This window comes from Exiguobacterium sp. PHA03 (assembly GCF_041945985.1).
Classification (GTDB): Bacteria; Bacillota; Bacilli; order Exiguobacteriales; family Exiguobacteriaceae; genus Exiguobacterium_A.
In genome coordinates, this window is record NZ_JAUTYQ010000001.1 from 644,801 (window position 1) to 666,239 (window position 21,439).

The window sequence follows — 21,439 nt, forward strand, 5'->3', positions numbered from 1 at the left end:
CATGATTCGGACGCTTCATAAACAAGTCGATGGAATGACAGCCGTTTGGCTCATCTATCGCGATGGACGAAAATTGTATACGTATCACGGTGTCATGAACGAGATTCATCAGGACGATATGAAACAAGTGATGGAAGAGCGCTACTTGTTCAGATATCAAGCGAAACGTCGGATGAATACGTGGATTTCGGAAAAACAGGCAGAAGGATACATATTCGAGGACGTATTCGGACTGACACCGAACCGCAAGAAAAGACAGACGTTCAAGCGTCGAATGATAGGACTCGCGTCTCTGCTGATTAGTGTCGGTTTGTTTCTGGTAGTGATGCCTTTTCTCGTCTCTCCAATTATCATCGCAGTGTTTGCGTTACTTCAAATGGGAATGGTCGTTTTCAGTAAAGACTATTTACCGGGCTGGCTACGCACGGTTTGTTTCATCAGTTGCTGTGTCATGAACATTGAATACCGAGAGGGGTTATATGCTGGTTTCGCGATTGGAACGGGTACACTCCTATTGTTTTATGTCCAAAACAGATACAATCAAACGGATTTTCTAGCGGAACAGCCGAACCATGCTTCTATTTAAAAAATTGCTACAGAAGACTAATTCAATTGATAAGGATGATAATTTAATGATTGTCACGCTCAGTAAGCAAGTGGATGGCATCATCTATTTCTGGTTCATGTACCGGGACGGTCGAACAATCCAGATGTATCACGGTGTCACCGAACAATGGAAAATCGATCAGGATGTCAGTGATTCAATTGAAGAACGATATACATTTCGGCGTCAAGCTAAACGACGACTGAAGGAATTAATTGCTGAGAAACAGGCTGAAGGATACAGGCAGGATGATATTTACGGGATGCAACCCGGACGGAAAGAGCGTGAGAAATTTCGCCGCCGGACGTCCTGGCTCGCATATCTTCTTCTGGGTCTCGGTCTGTTCCAGTTAGTGACACCGTTCACTATATTACCGTTTGTTGTATTAGGTATCGGTATCGCTCTGATGTTCTTAGCGTTTCTTAGTAAAGATCAGTTTCCGATGTGGCTACGTGTCCTCTGTTTCGTCGATTATTTCTTAATGCATATCAGTTTTCGGCAAGAGCAGTACATCCCACATCTATTTCCGATTCTGTCAATTGGAACAGGATTGATACTTTTATTATATCTTCGAAGCAAATACAAACGTAAACTCGAGAATAACGCCAATGATGGAGATGGCTACATATTATAAATGAAACAAAGAAATACCAGACCCATTTAAAGAACTATCCTGATAGAATTTTAATGCATTGTACAAAAGAATGTGAGGATGATCTCATGAAAATAATCTATTCCCATGAAGACTTACTCGCTCTCGAAGATCCCTTTGAATATGAAGTGGGTCTGCCGATTCGCATCAGAGAACTGCCGGCTTCCGTCATCGAAGAGGAGCTTCCGGATAGCCGGGAACAATTAGATCGCCTTCTGAAAGAGGGCTATACCTTGGTCATTCAAAAACCGCTAATTCCAAACCCTCCCGTATTCGCAGGGTTATCCGTGATAGCGGAGAACACGGTCATGAAATTATATGTCTACGAGGCGAATCATTGTGAGGATGCGTTATGGGATGTTCTGTCCGAGAATGAATACAATCAGCACTGGGCATATTTTTTATTGAAAAAATCGAAGGTGTCAGATTCGAATTGCCTTATACGAATAAAGCTCAAAGTTCGCTGAAACTGTCTAATCTCAAAACAAATGAACTCGTACATCTACGATTTGAAACCAATCAAAGCGTGACATGTCAGTGGGATTAAAAAAGGAGATGCTTCATGAAAACGTATCTTGAAGAGCATATCGATGCGACACGCATCTTTCCATGGCTTGCGGATGCGAGTTCATCAATTCGCTGTCTATGTGTGGTCGGTGAGATGCTTTTGGTTCCAGAAGACATCGTCCAATTCAAACAAATCAGTAGTGAGATGTTCCGTGATGAGCTAAAGCAAAAGCATGCGTTGAGTACCTATCGCTTTTATGTAGTAGTGTGTGTCGGAAATCAGTTCCAATCCAAAAGAATCTTTGATTATTACAAACTGTGGCGTCTACTCGAACGAGAAGAGATGCTCGATGGATTCACCTCCCGAATAGAAGTACCGGTTCAAGTGGGCAAAGAAGCGTACTACGTTGGGATTGCTGAATTTGGTATCGAACAGCTCACAACAGCCATCGAGATGATTAGTGATTCTCCAGCTATGTATACCATTATTTGTGGAAATCATGATCGACCGTCACACTGTCAGGAGTTACTTGATCAGGTGCTCGACATCGGCTTAACAGAGAGTGGAGGTTTGCCAGTCGTCGAGATGGTCACGACACTGACCGCACAAGGTTATGCCATCTGCACGTGGGGAAGTTCGAGTGAAGAACAGGAACTACAGTGTTTTTATACGGCAGCCTTCTTATAACAATGTAGAAAGAAGGAATTTGATGAGTCTGCGTGGCGTATCGTTTAAAATCTCGAATGAACCGGGACGTGTCTTGCTCGACATATTAAGTGCGATTGAAATGAAAGCGTATGACTGGTTTCTTCGTAACTTTGATTTTCCGATCCAAACCATGGATGGGGACTTGTATGACAGTTTAGAAGAGTTTTCAATCGATCGGATAGCGACAGGACATGAACTAGCGAAATGGCTAAGGGGACCAAGCAATTACCTGATTTTTGCTGAATTGTTTGCTTTTCAAAGTGGTCAGACTGAAGAAGTAGGAATGACGTATGAGTGGTTTCAGGAAAGCAATTGTCACATCGCGATGTTGGTGTATGACTGCACGTACGTCGATATTTATTGTAAGGAGCAGCACGTATCTGAAGCATTTTATGAGAACGCCGTGAGACGTGGATATACCGGAATTAAGTGGGTGACCGATGACAATGATCCTCGCACTCGTTTGTCGGTATGGTCAGAATAGGACGTTATTCGTACTAGCAGATATAAACGTATTGTGATGGAAGGGAGCGAAACCACTCATGATCCAACTGACAAAACAAAGCGGCTCGGATACACTCTACCAAACAATCTATACGGAGGGACGCCTCATCATTCAACATCAAGGAATCGTTGGAGAGTGGGTGAGAGCGGAAGACATAGGACAGATGCGTGTCTCGCGCTTCAAACGATTAGGTGTACAGATTTTGCAGCTGATCGAGAAGTTTGAACGTCAAGGCTATCGCGAGCTGAACGAGGCAGATTACCGGGAACTAGTCGTCCAGTTTCCTTATGACGAGGGTCAGGCAGAAGCAGCACTCGAGCGTCGCCATATGATGGAAGAGATAATCGATGAAGGTCTGCTTCATACAGGAAACGGCTACTGTGAAGGGGGAGATATAGGAAGTGGCACGACGAATATCTTTTACTATGTCCTTGATGTCGAGGCAGCCGTTTCTCTGATTTTTGAAGGGATAAAGGAACATGATGTGCAAGGCGAACTGATCATCGCGATATCAGAAGGAGAAGCGTACACCGTTCTATACCCTGAAGGAGCGCTATTCGATTTAATTGATGAAGGTAAACCATGGAGCTGGATTCCGATGACGCAAGCGGAGGATGAGAAGGTATGGCACGTCATTGATCAACAATTTCAATTCGCACCCAGTACGACAGTTTTCTCCTCATACCATGCCCCGAGTCCGTTCATTACATACAAAGTGGATTACGAGAAACGCGAAGAGATTGAGCAAACGTTAAAGCATATTCTGACCGAGATGACTGTTGAAGGGGAACGTGTCATGGCACTCGATTGGAATCATCAAGGGTATTGGATCGACCCAAGACGTCCGTTTCTTCGAAATGAAGAAGGAGACTGGATGATTCCAGCAGTTCCAGATGGCGATTACTCCTTTTTCATCGCTCGTGATTTTCGCTGGGGTTACCTCGGTCACCCGTGGGAGGGTAGCATCACGTTGTTTGGAGAAGATCTAATTACTGCGTTCCAAGGGACGGACAATTTTATGAACGAAATCCGGAGAGGATAAAAGGAGGACCGGAAGTGAGAACACCATACGACGAGTATCAAGTAACCGCATTATGGCAGATCATCTCGGAGACAATCAATGAATTAGTCGACAATGATGATCTCGAAGAACGGACGACGCATGAACATATCGTGGGTTATCTCTGTAGCAAACTAGAAGGTCGGATGAAAGATGAAAAATAAGAATAGGATGCTAGTCGAACGGGACGACTGGGTCGATGTGTTCCGGGAACTGCTGCCACGTGACGATTGGAAAGACCTCGTCCGTCTTCAAGTAAGTCAGCATTCGTATCCGTTTGAAGTGAAGTTACTAGAACGACCACTCAAGCAGAATCCAAATATTCATGATTTATCGGATTGGACGGTTCGTTCCCACTTCATCATGACCGATGCCGCGAAGCTTGACCGACTTCTCGAACATCTTGTCATCGAACAGCAAGAAATGGCAACTGAAGCAGAGGTGACGCTCATCATCCAAAAACAAGGACAAGGAATCGTCCGGGTTACGAACGATTGTGTCTCGATGTATGGAGTCGCATATGAAGAGCTCGATGACGTAGGGACAGAATATGAGAACTTTTTCAATGCGGTTTTACCACATGCCACGTTTCCAGTCGAGGTCGTCTTTTGTGGTCGAGATATTTTAGAAAATGATGATTCGATTCATGTGATGACGTTGCACGATTCCAATTGGCAAGCGGTGTTTGAAGAACATGTATTGCATTTGCTGAATCGAAAGGAAGTTACGTCAAGATTATTTTCGAAAGATGCACGTCCCACGCAGCAAACGCTTGAGAACTTCATGTCTGAATTCTCGTTATTGATGGCCTACAATTTCATCGTGACTCGCGATGCAACGGATCGATTTGGCATGCTCGATCACTTTTGTACGAATGGAAAAATCGCGCATTTTGGAAAGATAGACAATGGAAAGACGTCTTTCAATTAATGATGTAAACATCACACAGAAGGAGGAAGCATAATGAGCTTAGCATCATATATCTGTATGGAGAGACAAATTCCTGAACAGTATCTCAATTTAGATGAAAAAGGTGAAACCGTTCCTTTATATATCGGCCCCTGTTTTGCGGATCAAGACTGTCTGTATGAAGTAAAAACGAAGCATTTTCATAAATGGTATGTATATGAAATTTCGAGTCACTGGGGCATCGAGATCGTTGAACCTTTTGATTCCGAAATTGCACTGGAATCGAAAGAAAAGCTGCGTTATTTGTTTACGCTCATGAGTGACTTCTTAGACGAGGGCGAATCGTTTGAATTGTATACCTGTTGGATTGGGGAAGAGTCCGATCCGCAAGTGAAAAGTATGACGTTATCATTGGCACTTGATCAGTTAGAAGACATTGAGATTCCTGAAAGAACGCATATTTTAATCACGAAACAGAGTGAAAACTAAGAAGCCGCTGATTCATAGCGGCTTTGGTTTAAAAGGTTCACTTTGAAGTTTGAAATGACAAAAGTAAGACAGGGGTTAATTAAAAAAAGAGAGTAGTGCCAGTAATCGAATAGAAGCACTGTTTCCAGAAGATGAAATCGAGCGGTAATAAAGTGATTGAGGGAGGAGTGGAATCGTGTTATATGTCTATTTTGAGAAGCATATGAATCACGCACAAGTGTTTAAGGATAGATACTTGTACGTTGATCGACCAGAACGTATCGACTTCATCTATTCAATGGGTTGTCTACCGGATATGGAAACTAAAAGAGACTATCAAGGCGATTCAAATCGAGTCTTAAAACAATTTTTGATGCGTCTCAATCGCTACCCGATTTTCGTCACGTTCGGTGGAGGTTTTACGGACGAGGAGGTCGAGCCGTTTTTTCAAAAGCACGATCTATCGTATACAAAGGTTCGACCAAATAAGAACTTATACTATAGCGTTCAGGTGCATGATGCGAGCGAACTTGAGCTGTTGCTAGATGAGACCTATTGGTATGGGGCTGTGAACGAAAACTTCTTTATATCGTTTACGAATCTCTTGACGTTTGAGCTGAGAATGGTCAAAGGATGGTTTTTCAAAAAAGAACGTACCGTGCCCGTCATTCATGTGACAAAAGAGATGTCATTCATCACGATGGCACATGATTTCATGGGCTATTATCTGTTTTCGAATGAAGCCTGTTTTAATACCGAGGACAAGGTGAAAGCAATCTTTCCTGACGACGGTACCATTGAATTCTATTGATGAAACAAGCAGTTAGATGATGCAGATGGATCAAACAGAGTGCGCGGAGGGATTTCCATGTTATACATCGATTTCGAAGAACATACGAATCATGCAAAAGTGATCAAAGACCCGTTATCTCGAAATTGACCCACTGAGTGCTATTAAGTCGATTTATTCGATGGGATGTCTTCCGAATGACGAGAAACGAGACTATCAACGTGACTCGAACGATGTACTGAAGCATTTTTTGACGCGTCTGAATCGCTTTCCGCTATTTGTTACGTTCGGCGGTGGTTTTACCAATGAAGAAGTGGAACCATTTTTTCAGAAGGAAAATCTGTTATATACAAAGATTCAACCAGATAAGAGCAGCCCTTTTTATAGCGTTCAAGTGAACGATGCGAGCGAACTTGAGCATCTGCTGACGAAACGTATTGGTATGCAGCTGTGAACGATTTTTATTTCATATCGTTTACGAATCTCCTGACGTTTGAGCAGAAAATGGTCAAAGGATGGTTTTTCAAAAAAGAACGTATCGTTCCTGTCATTCGTGCGACAAAAGAGATGTCATTCATCACGATGGAGCATGATTTCATGGGCTATTACCTGTTTTCGAATGAAGCTTGTTTTGATACTGAAGACAAGGTAAAAGCGTTTCTTCCGAAAGGAGACGGCATCGACTACTATGATTGACATCCGGTCGGATGATAAAAGGGAGGACGATCATGTTTGGGATTAGTACGAGTCTAAAAGAAGTTCCAAAAAACGAAAAAGAGATTCTCTCATTTCCGATTCACGTCCAACGCTTTTTGAAAGAAGACTTCGCAAGGACATCTAATCGCTGTGACCTCTTGATTGATCTCGATCCTTACGGCGATAAGTTGTTCTTAGCGAGAGAAGTGAACGAGTTGATCGGAATTTGTGAGCTGCTTATTCAACGCTATTGCACACCGAAGAAAGCATGGTTGATGAATTAAACGAAGTATTATGCGAGTGAGCATTGGATGATGCATAAGTCAGATAAGCAAATTATGGAATTACATCAATTTTTAGAATTGTTGAAGCGGATGTGTATCGCGTTCGTCTATCAGAACGCGTTGATTTGCTTTTGGGGCGACTAAACGATTGAATATTAAAGAATATATATAAATTGGAGTTTTGAAAAGTGAGAAAAAAACTGAAGATAACGGGAATCATAGCAGGTGTAAGTCTTTCGATATATGTCGTGTGGATGATCTATCGACTATTTTTCTTGGTTGATATTAATGTTGTACCAAAAGAAGACTATATCTCAAAAAGTATCTCGCCCGATCAGGCGTATACGATTCGCTTTTACCGCGCGAATGGTGGCGCGACGGTGGATTTTGCAATGCTCGGCATCATGGAGAACAAGGACGGAGAAAAGCGCAGAATGTACTGGGAGTATCCTTGTCGAGAAATAAAAGAAGTCAAATGGACAAAAGATACGGTGACGATCAATGGCACTAAGATTAAGATATGGAGTCAAGTGTATGACTTCAGAGAGGGGATATACGAAGCAGATTAAGAGGAACATGGGGATAATAGTATTCATTCAGCAAATTAGAATATCAAATCCATTACATACACTCATTGAATTCATTTTACATGACAAGGAGCCAATTCATGAACTACCTATCTGCAGGATATTATCTTATCCTACCAACCCTTCGAAAGGAGTACATGGATAAAAAGATTGTTCCTGAATCCGTCCTATCCGTAAGTGAATGTATCTGTACGCATTATCCTGATATCAGTATCTTATGGGGAAACTCGGAAGTAAAGAAAGACCGTTATATGGAGCAACTCGGTCTTTCATCTAACACCTTTCAGTTACTTGAAAAATGGATAGAAGAACATCGGAAGACAGGAGATGTGTTGTTTCCTCAAGTGTTCTCTAACTTAGATGCTGCGCAAACGTTCGTAGATCGTTTTTTGAATCATCTTCCTGACATACGCCTCATCAGCATCGGTTTGCCCGAACAGTATAGAGTGGATTTCCTTGATGACGTAACGGCTTTTAGTAGTAAAAATCCTGAGCCTTATGGAGTAGAAAAAATCTTGCAACGGCAACTTCCAGTTAATATGGAGGGAGCCCAAATAATCGGGTACGAAGTGTTAGGATTTGATTCGAGATCATTTCATTCGTATTTGTGTAACGGACTGGAACGCGATTTCAGTCACTATTTTAACTTTTCATTAAACAGCCATGGTTTAATCCATACGTTCGAAGAAGCGGATCGTTACTCAGATTATTGTAATGAATTAGGCGAGGCAACAGAAGCAGTCTTATGGCTTCCGTGGGCGATTTTTGAATATGAACGCAGCAATTAGAAGCAAATAATCATAAATTTTATTTAATGGAGGTTGATTTAATGAACTATCTTGATCATTTAGAAAAGCATTGTGGAGAATTCACGGAAGCATTTCCAATCGAGGAACTTGAACAAAAGAACGTCCAAATCTTGAAATTCAAAGATGCGCCATTTAAGGAAATCTATACGATTGCATCCCTTGGATTACTTTTTCATACACTTCGAATGGAAGACGGTTCACTGATGCATCAAGAAATAATGATGTCAGCAGAACAACCAGACGTTCAGGATGAGATCATTTTTCTACTCTGGCAATTGGCTGAATACGCTATGAGAACAGGACATGCATTTGATGCAGCAGAATACTATCCACTCCCTGAAGGGATATTTGAAAAGTATCAGTTCTCATCTGTTTATGTCACAAGTCCTGTGTACTTTGATGAATCCTTCTGCCTATTTGAAACAGATTCTAATGTTGGAGGCGAGCCTGACACCGTTTTGCCAGTATGGTTTGTACCGATTTTTGAATCTGAGGAAAAGTACATTGAAAAACACGGTGCGGATCGATTCGAAGATCTTTTGTTTGAGACAGATGAGTTAGTAGATTTTAATCGTAAATCACTCGTGTAAATGGTTATTGATAGTTATTTGAAAGACAAAACATCAATCATACACGATCTGATTAAAAATCCTAGAGGTTTAGAGAATAAAGGAGAATCAAATGAAGAAGCCTCGTATACATGACATCATATCGAAATTAGAATTGGTTTTAGAAAATCAACTACTAAGGGAAGAAGCTTCAGAATGGGCTTACAAATGGATGATGATATCAGAGAATGAAGAGGGTTGGGAGACTACAGATTACGATATTTTAGTTTTCCGAGGCTTAACAAAAGTATATGGCATGGACATGCTCAATAATCCTACCGAATATCTTCATTGTGAGGAAGATATTCGTGATTGGGTGAAAGAACTCCAAAGTATCGAGAATAGTTATCATCAGAAGGATAGAAAACACTTCAACTAAAGTTTTGACTATATCGCAAAATGACAGTATTTCATCTAGTTTCTTAGCAAAAGCAAGTTAATACAGCAGGTGTTCCGTAATAGGGAAGATACTGAAGGTTTTTAAGTTAACTCTTCTGTTTTTTTCATTGAATGAAGTGGATGCTTGAACTCGTCAAGTGAAGAAGGAGAATTTCCGTAACTGTTTTAAAAACAGCAGGTATGAATGAATAAGAATCAAATCGTGGATTCTGGATGGAATCGTCAAAACATACGGTAGGGATGTATTCTTGCCTCAATCGCCCATGCTATCTTTGTCGCGAATAACCTCGATTTTGCTTATGAGCATTCGTGTGATGGTGATCATTACAGTACGAATGATGGTCAAGGCTGTAGAGGAACAGTAACATTTGGACGAACAATTTTTTTGGCAGGCTTTCGAAACGAAGAATTTTTTGAAGAGACTACAGAAGCGAACAATTTACTAATCGTAGCTCCAGAAAAGCACAAAGACTTGCTGCAGATGACACTTTTCAATATTTATTAGATGATGTTAAAGGAGTCATTCTCCCAGTCGTTACTACTGTCTTATGGGAATATGTTTATGTACTAAGCCATGAAAAAAATACTTTTATTTCTTCTATATCAAGTGTGGATGAAATTGTTCTAGGTTGCTATCTCTACAAACATGTAAAAATAGTTGATGAGTAATTAAAGAAAAGTGCAAGGTATCTTTTAACTGAGAAAACTTGCACTTTTCAGATTGTAGATAAACCCTCATTTCAATTACGAAATGAGGGTTTATCTTGATGTTTTAAAATTAAAATTCATACCAAGAAAACAGATATGTTGTAATTGTGAGAGCTCTGATCCAACAACGATTAAGATTCAAGCATCACGCGATCCAATTGATGCAAATACAGTTTGGTAGTAAGAAAAATAACAAATGAAAAGCCGAACAGTAAATAAAGTGGTGATTGATATGTTAAGACACTCAATGTTGCTAGTAGAAGAAATGAAAACAATAAAATGTATCCATAGCGTACTAGACTAAAAAGGGCTAGCTTAAGGGCATCCCTTTTTTTCAAGTCGTAATGCGAGAGAATCGGAAATAAGAAAACGGAAATAGCCAAGAAGAACAGACTGACGATTGAAAGACTCGTAAATAAGAAGGTCTGTCCTGTCTCTAAGTGACGAATGATTAAAAAATCAAAAAGTAAAAACAGTAAGATGAAGGTCCACAAAATGCCGAATTTAAAATGGGATTGCATCGCTTCTTTAAAAAAACGAATGTAGGCTCGAAAAACACTGTAATCTTGATGAACTGACCACTGTCTTGTGACGGCAGTTAGTGCATAAAGAGCTGGGAAAATCGTGATGACTGGTAAAAGGGTGATAAAAAAAATGAAGTTCAACTGTACGAGTCCAGTAGTGAATTCAAGTAGCTGGAATAGTTTGTTTTGTTCATGTCTTAAGTTCATAAGTACCTCCCCCGAAGTTCTGCTCAAAAATTAACTAGATTTAGATTCGAGACGATTGAATGGTGCTGTTGAGTTACGAATAATTAATTCCGGTTCATAAATGTGAGATGGAGGGGCTTCTTTTTTTTCCACCGCTGCAATAATCCGTTCTGCTGCAGCGCGTCCAAGTTCTTGTTTCGGGTGAATGATAGAAGTCAATTTCACTTCCGTTGCCACTGCAAGTACGGAATCATCATAACCCACGAGAGAGACATCTCGAGGAACAGATAGATGTAGCTTCCGTAACTGATCCAAGACACTTAATGCCAATTGATCATTGTAACAAACCACAGCACTTGGTCGATGCTTTCCATTTTCAAAGAGACGTCCAATCGAATCATAAAAACTTGGAATTAACTCTTCCGTTGTATAGGTAATGATTAATTCTGGCTCTAAAGGAATGTTGTATTCACGAAACGCACGAAGGAATCCACGCATTCGATAAACACCCTGTAAATCATCCGTCTTAAACAAGCCTATGATCCGTTCATGACCAAGGTTGATTAGATGTTCCGCTGCTAAAAATCCACCTCTTTCGTCATCCATCATAAGATGAGGAGGCATTAGTTGAGAGTAATATTGGTTGATCATCAAATAGGGAATGTTTTGCTGCTCAAGTTCTAGATAGTATTTGATGTTCGGATTATAGTTACTACTTTTAGTGGGTTCAACAATTAATCCATCAATTTGACGATCTAACATCATTTCGAGGCATTGACGTTCTTTGTCTACATCATTGTTTGTGCACGAAAGTGTCAGCGTATACCCTTTTGAAGCTAAATGCGATTCAATTCCTCGAATGATAGATGGAAAGATGTAATCAGACATATACGTTGTAATGACACCGATATTTTTTCCATTATTAGCACGTTCAGTTATCTCAGCTTCTAGTGTAGGAAGTACTTGAGAGCAGTAAGTTCCTGATCCTTGTTCGCGGTACAGATATCCTTCATTTACAAGTTCTCCAACTGCTTGACGAATCGTGTGGCGACTAACTTTAAAGGATTGTACAAGCTCACTTTCAGGAGGAATTTTTTCGCCCGGACGTACTGTGCCATCTTTAATCCAATCGAGAATATGATCTTTAACGATACTATATTTTGTCCGTTGTGCCATGAGGCGTCCCTGCTTTCTCTCTTGTAACAGCAAACTTATCCGTACAAGATGTGATAGTACTTACATATTAGCAAATATTTGTCCGGTTTGCTATGGATTTAAGAGAAAATCAATAGATATACTAATTAAATGTACGTACAAAAAAGAAATAAATGACAAAAAATCGAATTGACATGTCCGAATGTGTGTAATAGACTCAAATTGTGCAGAAAACGCTTTCATTGTTCATTTAACTCGTTTTAATTGTCTTTCTTATAGCGTTGTGTGGGCTTCGCTATAAAAAACATTGTTTTTACTTAAATAAATATGTACGTACATCTTAATTCCGCTTTGACACTGAAAACTAAATCAATGGAGGAATTCACAATGAACATTAAATCAAAGAAAATGTTTGCGCTAACCATGACTGCCTTGATGACTACATCGATAGCATTAGCTGGTTGTTCGGGAGATGGCAAAAGTGCTGACGGGAAAGTCGAACTCACATTCATGTTTCGCGGGAATCCTGAAGAATTAAAAGCGTACAAAGCAACAGTAAAACGGTTTGAAGAAGCCAATAAAGACGTTAAAGTGACAATGGTACAAACAGCTCCAGATCAATATGATACGAAATTAAAATCTGCAATTGCAGGACGGAAAGTGCCAGATGTCTTCTTTTACAATCCGGCTCAAGTCAAAGCTTACGTGAACTCAGGTGTACTACTAGATATTACAAAGAACGTCGAAGGATCAAAAGACATCCAGTTAGAAGACATCTGGAAAAAAGGGGTCGATAAGTACCGCTATGATGGAAAGGTACTTGGTAAAGGGGCTATATATGGTCTACCCAAAGATTTAGGACCATTTGCGCTTGGCTATAATAAAACGATGTTCGAGAAAGCGAAGGTACCGCTTCCGGATAAGGACAAACCGTACACATGGGACGAATTCATTCAAGTAGCTAAAAAGTTAACGAAAGATACGAATGGCGATGGAAAAATGGATCAGTACGGTACAGGATTTAATGTGAACTGGGCATTGCAACCGTTCGTTTGGAGCAACGGAGCAGATTGGATCAACGAAGAGGGAACGAAAGTAACGATTGACGATCCAAAATTCATCGAAGCTCTCCAATTTTTCGTAGACCAGCAACTAAAGCATAAAATCACTCCATCAATCGGAGAATCACAAACACTCGATACCTATCAACGCTGGATGAAAGGACAACTTGCGTTTTTCCCTGTTGGTCCTTGGGATATGGCAGCTTTTAAAGATCAATTGAAGTTTGAGTATGACCTTCTTCCGTGGCCAGCGGGATCAACAGGTAAACCAGCAGGGTGGGTCGGCTCACTCGGGATTGGTGTAGGATCAACGACGCAACATCAAAAAGAAGCAACAGAACTGGCTATGTACTTATCTGCTAACCAAGAAGGGCAACAAGCTTTAGTGGATGCGCAAGTTCAGTTACCAAACAGCATGGAAATCGCAAAAACTTGGGTGGAGGACACATCAATCAAACCTGCCAACAAACAGGAATTCCTTGATTTGATTAATGATTATGGACGTGGTCTCCCGGCAGAAAAAACGTATACTGCTGAATGGTATGACGAGTTCTTCAAAAACATCCAGCCTGTACTCGATGGAAAAACATCAGTTGAAGACTATGTAAAAAAAGAGCAACCAAAAATGCAAAAGTTGCTAGATGATGCCATCGCACAAGAGAAACAGGCGAACTAACTAGAGATGATGATTTAGGTGGCGTAAGTCGCCACCTGAATCTCTAGCGTAGAAAGGATGGAAGACAATGAAGACAAAACCGATTCCCAAGTTATATCGTACGGAGCAACGGTATGCCTATCTATTCGTTGCGGCTCCGGTGATTGGGTTCTTTCTATTTGCGTTAATTCCGTTAATGTATTCCTTCTATGGTGCATTCACGAACTGGAACGGACTCGGACAAATGAAGTTCATCGGACTAGAAAATTTTATTAATGTGTTTCAAGACGAGTATTTTTATAAAGCCATGTACAACACGCTGTTCATGATGATCGGGATTCCAATTGGCATCGTATTAGCACTTCTCCTTGCCCTCGCGTTGAATCGAGGGATTTTTGGTACTAATACGTTCCGCGTCATCTATTACATTCCCGTTATCTCTTCCATCGCGGCTGTCTCGATTTTGTGGCAGTGGGCATATAACGGTGATTATGGTTTGGTGAATCAATTCTTGGACTTGATTGGTATTGATGGTCCGAACTGGCTCCAAAATGCCAATACCGTTAAGCCGGCATTGATCGTTATGGCGATTTGGAAAGGTCTTGGCTATACGATGCTCTTGTATTTGGCAGCCTTGCAGAGTGTACCGCGTTCGTATTATGAAGCAGCAAAATTAGATGGGGCGAATGCGTGGCACTGCTTTTGGTATATTACGCTCCCAATGGTTAAACCGGTCACCTTCTTCATCATCGTGACAAATATTATTGGTGGGGCGCAAATCTTTACGGAAATCAACGTCATGACGCCGACAGGGGGACCGGAGTATTCCTCTGCTTCTGCCGTCTTCTACATTTGGCAAAAATCCTTCGGGAACTTCCAGCTGGGCTACGCTTCAGCAATGGCGCTCGTTCTCGGTCTTTTCATTTTCATCGTTACCTTGTTCCAATTCCGTATGAACGAAAAATCATCATTTGACTTGGATTGAGACATTCATACCTTAGAAAGGAGAATGACCATGCAGTTAGCCCTTACCCGTAAAAAAGAAAAAGTAGAGACGATGTCCGTGAAGAAAAAAGATCGAATTACTGATATATTCGTCTTCATCTTCCTTACGATGGGTGCAATCATCATGATCGCACCATTATTGTGGATGGTATCGACCTCTCTGAAGTCAAAAGATGAAGTGTTTTCCCTTCCACCGGTTTGGATTCCCACAGACATATCGTTCAATAAGTATATGGAGATTTGGAATATGGGTCCGCTGTTGTCTGGTATATCGAACAGTTTGATCGTCGCGTTATCTGTCACGATCGTTGGAACGTTCACCTCGAGTCTTGCGGCATTCGCGTTCGCTAAGTTGAATTTCAGAGGAAAAAATAAAATCTTTCTTCTTTTGTTCGCGTCTGTCATGATTCCGTATCCTGTCCTGATGATTCCGCAGTTTATGATGTTCTCGGAAATCGGGTGGGTCGATACCCTTCTTCCGTTGATCGTACCTGGTTTGTTCGGGAATATCTTCATGATTTTCTTCTTACGCCAATTCTTGAACAGTATTCCGAATTCTATCATCGAAGCGGCTAAAATTGACGGTTGTTCCTATTTTCAAATCTTTTATAAAATCGTCTTTCCATTGATCAAGCCCGCTGTAGCCGCACAATTGATTTTATGGTTCATGGCGATTTGGAACGATTATCTCGGTCCGATTCTTTATCTCAATTCTCCCGAAAAACAAACCCTGCAATTGGTCATCGCCAACTTTAATGCATCCTATGCTATTCAAAGTGATTATCCGTTAATCATGGCCGCGTCTGTTGTCGCCTTATTACCAATGCTGATCGTCTTCATGATCTTTCAAAAACAAATCATCGAATCGATTGCCATTTCTGGCGTTAAAGGTTGAGCTGTAACGAAAAGATGAAACACCCGTCTTAAGTAAAGGCGGGTGTTTGTGATTAAAGGAGGAAAAAAACAATATGAAAAAAATGACGATGGGGATCATTGTCTTATTCATTGCAGGGGGCTCTTTTTTTTGGTGGTCTACGAATGCGTCTCTCGAAGATTTGGAATTACCGAAAGCGCCATTCGATAAGGAAGTCGCAGACGTACAACCTGATATTTTGAATCAGGAAAAGAAATGGACTACAAACTTTGCGCATGACGGAGCGATCATAAAAGAAGGTGATACCTATTATGTGTTTTCGACAGATTATATGGTAGGAGGTCCACCGACACCAGGCATCCAGATTCGAAAATCAAACGATCTCATTAACTGGCAATTTACAGGACGTGTATTTGACGAAGTCTCTCAAGAAGCATTCAAATGGACAGGAGGAAATACGTTTTGGGCCCCTTCTATTACGAAGATCAAGGATACATTCTACCTTTACTATTCTGTCTCAAAAGTCGGGAGTCGTACCTCGTATATTGGAATGGCGAGCGCTTCAAATATTGAGGGTCCATGGCACGATCAGGGAGTCGTCATCGCCTCAAAAGAAGGAGATGGAAAAACGGTCAACGCGATTGATCCTCATGTGCTCCAAGATAAAACGGGGAAATGGTGGATGACGTATGGTTCCTATTTTGGCGGTATCTTCTTGACGGAAATCAATCCGAATACAGGAAAGCTGATGAAAAAGTCATCAGAAGGGGAGTTACTGGCTAAGCGAAAAGATATGACGATGGGAATTGAAGGCCCAGAAATTCTTTTCAACGCAAAGACAGGTTACTACTACTTGATGGTTTCATACGGTTGGCTAGAAGATTCGTATAATGTAAGGATTGGGCGCTCGAAATCAATCAATGGACCTTACGTTGATTCACGTGGTCGTGATTTGCGTGATACTTCAAATGAATCATTTGATACTGGTGTAAAAATTGTTGGCTCCTATCGTTTTGAAGGAGACGAGGGATATGTGGGGACTGGTCATTCTGCATTTTTACAGGATGGAAAAGATACCTTTATTATTCATCAAGCTCGACCAAGCGAAGATATCTACTGGTCGCAATTGCAGGTGAGGAAAGTGTATTGGACAAAAGATGGATGGCCAGTGGTTTCGCCCGAACGATACGCAGGTGAAAAGAAAATCAATGTTCAAAAAGAGCAGATCGTTGGAGAATGGGAGATCATTGCTTTCCCGCGCTTTGATGACGGTCAGCAACAATCAAGAAAGCTAAAGTTGCAAAAGGATGGCAGTCTTTTGGGTAAGAAGGGTTCATGGCAACTAAAGGGAAGCATCCTTGAATTACGCATAGGACAGGAGACATACGAGTTACAAGTTGGTGCAGCATGGGATTGGGAAAATTGGAAATCAACGATCATCATGACAGGTCTTAGTAAGGATGGAACAGCAGTTTGGGCAAAAAGACGTTGAACCCATCATTTGTACGGACAAGTGAATGTATTAAAGAAGGTTGATCATCTGATAGATAGAAAAAAACGTCAAAAAATGCGTATTTTTCTGAAAAATGATTGCATATTCTTAAATAATTGATACAATCATAGTGTAAGTTATACGTACAAATTTATTGTTTATTTAAATTTTCTGCATGGATTTTGATTATTTGTCCGGATGAAAACAAGAGAGTGCCCACACACTTTATTTTTTCTTCTGAAATGTAAGCGTATTCTTTTTGGGAGTAGGGTGATGAAATGTCGAAATATACAATCGGAATTGATTATGGCACGCAATCAGGTAGAGCCGTCTTGATTGACGTCGAAACAGGTCACGAAGTGGCGACTGCAGTCAAACCATACACACATGGAGTGATGGATCAATTTTTGCCTGATGGAAAAACACGGCTTGAACATGACTGGGCACTCCAACATCCGCGTGATTATTTAGAGGTCCTGGAAATGACGATCCCGGCAGTTGTCAAAGAGGCAGGTATCACGAAAGAACAAGTCATCGGGCTCGGCATCGATTTTACAGCTTGTACGATTCTACCGATCGATGCCGATTTAAATCCGTTGTGCTTCCATGAAGAGTATCAACATAATCCGCATAGCTATGTGAAGTTGTGGAAGCATCATGCAGCTCAAGACGAGGCAGACGCTTTGAACCGTATTGCGACTGAACGCGAAGAACCTTTTTTAAAGCGTTACGGCGGGAAAATCTCATCCGAATGGATGATTCCAAAAGTCTGGCAAATTCTAAACGAAGCACCCTCCATTTACGAGGCTGCTCACGAAATTTTAGAGGCGACGGATTGGGTCGTTTCTCAATTGACTGGAAAAGTGGTACGCAATAGTTGTACGGCTGGCTATAAAGCGATCTGGCACAAACAGGAAGGCTATCCTTCAAATGAGTTTTTTAAAGCGTTAGATCCACGACTTGAGAACGTAGTTGAAGAGAAGCTTTCCAATGACATCGCACCAATCGGGGCCAAAGCAGGAGAATTAACGATATCCTTTGCAGAACGAATCGGTCTCCTTCCGGGAACTGCCGTTGCAGTAGGAAATGTTGATGCGCATGTTGCAGTACCTGCCGTTGGAATCACGGAACCCGGTAAGTTGTTGATGGTGATGGGAACCTCTACTTGTCATATCCTGCTTGGTGAAGAGGAGCAGGTCGTACCCGGTATGTGCGGGATCGTCGAAGACGGAGTCTTACCAGGGTATATGGGGTACGAAGCTGGTCAGTCCTGTGTCGGAGATCATTTTGAATGGTTCATCGAAAACTGTGTACCAAGTGACTATTTGCAAGAAGCAACTCTTCAAGGAGTTAGTACGCATCAATTATTGACCGATAAGGCAACGATGCAACGCGTCGGTGAACATGGATTGATCGCACTTGATTGGTGGAACGGAAATCGTTCTACACTAGTGGATACAAATCTGACGGGTGTACTTCTAGGTGCAACATTACTGACAAAACCAGAAGATATCTACCGCGCATTGATCGAAGCGACGGCCTATGGCACGCGAACGATTGTCGAAGCGTTCCGCACAAGCGGTGTTCCCGTCCACGAAGTATACGCTGCAGGAGGAATTGCGGAGAAGAATGCCTTGATGATGCAGATTTATGCTGACGTTCTAAACATGGAAATCAAGATTTCAGCCTCTTCTCAAACCCCCGCTTTAGGATCTGCCATGTTCGGTGCCGTAGCCGCAGGAGCAGAACGAGGCGGTTATGCCACCATCACGGAAGCAGCGACGAAGATGGGACGTGTAAAAGAAAAGACATATCTTCCGATTCCAGAAAACGTTGAAGTGTATGAGGCGCTGTTCGCTGAGTATACGAAACTATACGATTATTTCGGTCGTGGAGAAAACGATGTGATGAAGCGATTAAAGAAAATCAAAGCTGAAGCGTCGCGTCAGAAGGGAGAACCTGTATGGTGAGTCGTCAATTAAAAGAAGAAGTGCTTGAAGCGAACCTAGCATTGCCAAAGCATGACTTAGTCACCTTTACGTGGGGAAACGTCAGTGGGATTGATCGAAATGCAGGTTTAGTCGTTATCAAACCGAGTGGTGTCCCCTATGACGCTATGACGATAGATGATTTAGTCGTAGTCGATTTAGAAGGCAATGTTGTCGAGGGTGATCTACGTCCATCTTCTGATACGCCAACACATTTGGCTTTGTATCGTGCTCTGCCTGAGATTGGAGGCATTGTCCATACGCATTCCCCTTGGGCGACAAGCTGGGCGCAAGCAAAACGAGCAATTCCTGCATTCGGAACGACACATGCCGACTACTTTTATGGAGAAATTCCGTGTACACGTGAACTCTCTGATGAAGAGATCGAGACGGCGTACGAGTTAGAAACCGGAAACGTCATCATTGAGACGTTGAACGAACTACACTTGGAAGCTGTTGCTGTACCAGGTGTGCTGGTCGCAAATCATGCACCTTTTTGTTGGGGGAAGCATGCGGATGAAGCCGTGCACAATGCAGTCGTACTTGAGGAAGTAGCCAAGATGGGTATTCATGCCTTGAATCTGAATCCAGGATTAGCACCCATCAAACAAAGCATCTTAGATAAACACTACTTGCGCAAACACGGAGCAAACGCCTACTACGGTCAGAAATGATAGGTGCACATAGCTAGATGAGGGGGATTTTAAATGTTGACAGCAAACACACACGAATTTTGGTTCGTGACAGGAAGCCAGATGCTCTACGGTGAGGAGGTAATTCGTCAAGTCGAAACACATTCAAAAGAGATGGTCTCAGGATTAGATGCAGCGGACGTCTTCCGGGATCGAATTGTTTACAAGGGAGTCGTCAAAAATGCAGAAGAAATTCGGCAGATGATGTTGCAGGCGAATGCTGATGATGCCTGTGCCGGTGTGATCACATGGATGCATACCTTCTCACCATCGAAAATGTGGATTAGTGGGATGCGTGTGTTACAAAAACCATTGCTCCATTTTGGGACACAGTTCAATCGTGACATCCCGTGGGATACGATCGATATGGATTTCATGAACCTCAATCAGTCGGCGCATGGTGATCGTGAACATGGTTTTATCACAAGCCGAATGAACGTGAAGCGAAAAGTGCTCGTCGGTCATTGGGAAGATGAACTCACACGTCAAAAGATGTCATCTTGGATGAATGTAGCGCATGCGTTAGCGGAAAGTAAGAACTTAAAAGTCGCGCGATTCGGTGACAACATGCGGAATGTAGCAGTGACAGAAGGTGACAAAGTCGAAGCGCAGATTCAACTGGGCTGGACGGTTGATGGGTATGGTGTCGGCGATCTCGTCACCTACATGAATGCGGTATCGGAGTCAGATTTAGATGACTTGATGGAAGAATATCGCACGCGGTATGAAGTGACGAATACTGGAATGGAAGAAGAAGCATTCCAGGAATCCGTTCGCTATCAAGGTCGCATCGAACTCGGCATGAAGGCTTTTCTTGAAGCTGGTGGATACACTGCCTTCACGACAACCTTCGAAGACCTACATGGCATCAAGCAACTACCTGGGCTAGCCGTTCAACGATTGATGGAGCAAGGGTACGGGTTTGCTGGAGAAGGAGACTGGAAAACCGCAGCGCTTGTTCGTCTTATGAAAATCATGGCGAGCAACGAACGGACATCTTTCATGGAAGATTATACTTATCACTTTGAACCAGGCAACGAAATGGTCTTAGGGGCGCATATGCTCGAAATCTGTCCGACCATTGCGGTCGATAAGCCTAGAATCGAGGTACATCCTCTCGGAATCGGAGATCGTGAAGCGCCAGCGCGGATGGTATTCGAAGGACAGAATGGCAAGGCATTGAACGCTAGTTTGATTGATTTAGGACATCGCTTCCGACTCTTGGTAAACACAGTCGAGGGCATCCAACCGGATGAAGCAATGCCGAATCTTCCTGTGGCACGTGTTCTATGGAAAACAGAACCATCGATGGCTCAAGCTGTCGAAAACTGGATCCAAGCCGGGGGAGCGCACCATACTTGTTACTCCTATGAAGTGACGACTGAACAACTACGCGACTTCGCAGAACTTCTGAACATTGAAATTGCTGTCATCGATAAAGAAACGGAGACGGTTCGATTTAATAATGAGTTACGTTGGAATGAACTGTACTATCGACCATAATTTATAGGG

General features: G+C 42.0%; 25 protein-coding genes. 23 read left to right on the forward strand and 2 right to left on the reverse strand.

All coding sequences use genetic code 11. From position 1 onward, the window contains the following. Window position 1: 1 nt before the first annotated feature. From Q7C19_RS03345 to Q7C19_RS03420, 16 genes are all read left to right on the forward strand, one after another. Window positions 2-586 (forward strand): hypothetical protein, encoded by a 585-nt coding sequence (locus tag Q7C19_RS03345; RefSeq protein WP_052019043.1) that lies wholly within the window; start codon window positions 2-4, stop codon window positions 584-586. A 46-nt stretch (window positions 587-632) separates the two neighbouring features. After that, window positions 633-1,238, forward strand: a complete 606-nt coding sequence (locus tag Q7C19_RS03350) for a hypothetical protein (protein ID WP_290749821.1) — start codon at window positions 633-635, stop codon at window positions 1,236-1,238. A gap of 86 nt (window positions 1,239-1,324) precedes the next feature. After that, the gene (locus tag Q7C19_RS03355) at window positions 1,325-1,723 is read left to right on the forward strand and encodes a hypothetical protein (protein ID WP_375091612.1); all 399 of its coding nucleotides are present in this window, start codon (window positions 1,325-1,327) and stop codon (window positions 1,721-1,723) included. A 95-nt stretch (window positions 1,724-1,818) separates the two neighbouring features. After that, window positions 1,819-2,451 carry a hypothetical protein gene (locus tag Q7C19_RS03360; RefSeq protein ID WP_375091613.1) on the forward strand — a complete coding sequence of 211 codons (633 nt, stop codon included), beginning with the start codon at window positions 1,819-1,821 and terminating at the stop codon, window positions 2,449-2,451. 22 nt (window positions 2,452-2,473) lie between these two features. Then, entirely contained in the window at window positions 2,474-2,956 is a 483-nt protein-coding gene (locus Q7C19_RS03365; protein ID WP_035408322.1) for a DUF2691 family protein, read from the forward strand. A gap of 58 nt (window positions 2,957-3,014) precedes the next feature. Next, window positions 3,015-4,019: a DUF2716 domain-containing protein gene (locus tag Q7C19_RS03370; protein ID WP_375091614.1), complete on the forward strand. Its 1,005-nt coding sequence runs from the start codon at window positions 3,015-3,017 to the stop codon at window positions 4,017-4,019. 14 nt (window positions 4,020-4,033) lie between these two features. Further along, the gene (locus tag Q7C19_RS03375) at window positions 4,034-4,201 is read left to right on the forward strand and encodes a hypothetical protein (RefSeq protein WP_375091615.1); all 168 of its coding nucleotides are present in this window, start codon (window positions 4,034-4,036) and stop codon (window positions 4,199-4,201) included. A gap of 7 nt (window positions 4,202-4,208) precedes the next feature. Further along, window positions 4,209-4,967, forward strand: coding sequence for a hypothetical protein (locus Q7C19_RS03380; protein ID WP_056061933.1), 759 nt, complete (start codon window positions 4,209-4,211; stop codon window positions 4,965-4,967). Between the two features lie 33 nt (window positions 4,968-5,000). After that, a complete protein-coding gene (locus Q7C19_RS03385; protein WP_035408320.1) occupies window positions 5,001-5,435 on the forward strand; it encodes a hypothetical protein in 435 nt (144 codons plus the stop codon). A gap of 175 nt (window positions 5,436-5,610) precedes the next feature. Further along, window positions 5,611-6,225, forward strand: coding sequence for a hypothetical protein (locus Q7C19_RS03390; protein WP_375091616.1), 615 nt, complete (start codon window positions 5,611-5,613; stop codon window positions 6,223-6,225). Between the two features lie 429 nt (window positions 6,226-6,654). Further along, window positions 6,655-6,900, forward strand: coding sequence for a hypothetical protein (locus tag Q7C19_RS03395; protein ID WP_375091617.1), 246 nt, complete (start codon window positions 6,655-6,657; stop codon window positions 6,898-6,900). A gap of 32 nt (window positions 6,901-6,932) precedes the next feature. Further along, window positions 6,933-7,184 carry a hypothetical protein gene (locus Q7C19_RS03400; protein ID WP_375091618.1) on the forward strand — a complete coding sequence of 84 codons (252 nt, stop codon included), beginning with the start codon at window positions 6,933-6,935 and terminating at the stop codon, window positions 7,182-7,184. A gap of 188 nt (window positions 7,185-7,372) precedes the next feature. After that, entirely contained in the window at window positions 7,373-7,753 is a 381-nt protein-coding gene (locus Q7C19_RS03405; protein WP_375091619.1) for a DUF5412 family protein, read from the forward strand. A gap of 98 nt (window positions 7,754-7,851) precedes the next feature. Next, window positions 7,852-8,559 carry a hypothetical protein gene (locus tag Q7C19_RS03410; protein ID WP_375091620.1) on the forward strand — a complete coding sequence of 236 codons (708 nt, stop codon included), beginning with the start codon at window positions 7,852-7,854 and terminating at the stop codon, window positions 8,557-8,559. Between the two features lie 41 nt (window positions 8,560-8,600). Continuing rightward, a complete protein-coding gene (locus Q7C19_RS03415; protein WP_375091621.1) occupies window positions 8,601-9,170 on the forward strand; it encodes a suppressor of fused domain protein in 570 nt (189 codons plus the stop codon). 91 nt (window positions 9,171-9,261) lie between these two features. Next, window positions 9,262-9,567, forward strand: coding sequence for a hypothetical protein (locus Q7C19_RS03420; RefSeq protein ID WP_375091622.1), 306 nt, complete (start codon window positions 9,262-9,264; stop codon window positions 9,565-9,567). An 859-nt stretch (window positions 9,568-10,426) separates the two neighbouring features. Here Q7C19_RS03420 and Q7C19_RS03425 read toward each other — a convergent pair. Both Q7C19_RS03425 and Q7C19_RS03430 read right to left on the reverse strand, forming a co-directional pair. Continuing rightward, window positions 10,427-11,026 (reverse strand): DUF624 domain-containing protein, encoded by a 600-nt coding sequence (locus Q7C19_RS03425; protein ID WP_035408312.1) that lies wholly within the window; start codon window positions 11,024-11,026, stop codon window positions 10,427-10,429. 30 nt (window positions 11,027-11,056) lie between these two features. Next, complete coding sequence (locus tag Q7C19_RS03430) at window positions 11,057-12,181, reverse strand: GntR family transcriptional regulator (RefSeq protein WP_047395681.1); 1,125 nt, start codon at window positions 12,179-12,181, stop codon at window positions 11,057-11,059. Between the two features lie 372 nt (window positions 12,182-12,553). Between Q7C19_RS03430 and Q7C19_RS03435 the strand changes: the two genes are divergently transcribed. From Q7C19_RS03435 to araA, 7 genes are all read left to right on the forward strand, one after another. Beyond that, window positions 12,554-13,897 (forward strand): ABC transporter substrate-binding protein, encoded by a 1,344-nt coding sequence (locus tag Q7C19_RS03435; protein ID WP_156358989.1) that lies wholly within the window; start codon window positions 12,554-12,556, stop codon window positions 13,895-13,897. A gap of 67 nt (window positions 13,898-13,964) precedes the next feature. Next, entirely contained in the window at window positions 13,965-14,861 is an 897-nt protein-coding gene (locus Q7C19_RS03440) for a carbohydrate ABC transporter permease (RefSeq protein ID WP_035408306.1), read from the forward strand. Window positions 14,862-14,933: 72 nt separating this feature from the next. Continuing rightward, the gene (locus tag Q7C19_RS03445) at window positions 14,934-15,776 is read left to right on the forward strand and encodes a carbohydrate ABC transporter permease (RefSeq protein ID WP_375092140.1); all 843 of its coding nucleotides are present in this window, start codon (window positions 14,934-14,936) and stop codon (window positions 15,774-15,776) included. A 217-nt stretch (window positions 15,777-15,993) separates the two neighbouring features. Further along, window positions 15,994-17,247, forward strand: a complete 1,254-nt coding sequence (locus tag Q7C19_RS03450; RefSeq protein WP_375091623.1) for an arabinan endo-1,5-alpha-L-arabinosidase — start codon at window positions 15,994-15,996, stop codon at window positions 17,245-17,247. 278 nt (window positions 17,248-17,525) lie between these two features. Further along, window positions 17,526-19,217 (forward strand): ribulokinase, encoded by a 1,692-nt coding sequence (gene araB, locus Q7C19_RS03455; protein WP_056060963.1) that lies wholly within the window; start codon window positions 17,526-17,528, stop codon window positions 19,215-19,217. Further along, entirely contained in the window at window positions 19,211-19,909 is a 699-nt protein-coding gene (araD, locus tag Q7C19_RS03460) for an L-ribulose-5-phosphate 4-epimerase (protein WP_375091624.1), read from the forward strand. Before araB ends, araD begins: the two co-directional genes overlap by 7 nt. Window positions 19,910-19,942: 33 nt before the next feature. Further along, the gene (gene araA / locus Q7C19_RS03465) at window positions 19,943-21,430 is read left to right on the forward strand and encodes an L-arabinose isomerase (protein ID WP_375091625.1); all 1,488 of its coding nucleotides are present in this window, start codon (window positions 19,943-19,945) and stop codon (window positions 21,428-21,430) included. The last annotated feature ends 9 nt before the right edge of the window (window positions 21,431-21,439 follow it).